1 tRNA gene is annotated in these 245 nt (G+C 53.1%); it reads left to right on the plus strand.

Going from position 1 to position 245, the window contains the following annotated elements:
* Positions 1 to 168: 168 nt before the first annotated feature.
* Positions 169 to 244: transfer RNA gene (locus tag AAHB08_RS21120), tRNA-Thr, on the plus strand.
* Position 245 lies beyond the last annotated feature (1 nt).

Consider the following 245-nt stretch of genomic DNA (forward strand, 5'->3'; position numbering starts at 1 on the left):
GAAACGCGGTAGCGCCGATGGTAGTGTGGCATTCGCCATGCGAGAGTAGGACACTGCCAGGCTTCAATTAAGCAATCACAGCGATGTGGTTGGTCGCGATACGACGTCAGGTCGTGTTGGACAGAAGATTTAGATAGCGCACACAGTGCGGTCTTTACCGGTTAGTGTGCTGATATGGCTCAGTTGGTAGAGCGCATCCTTGGTAAGGATGAGGTCCCCAGTTCGACTCTGGGTATCAGCACCAT

Source organism: Aeromonas sp. OTU364 (assembly GCF_038440395.1).
Lineage (GTDB): Bacteria > Pseudomonadota > Gammaproteobacteria > Enterobacterales > Aeromonadaceae > Aeromonas.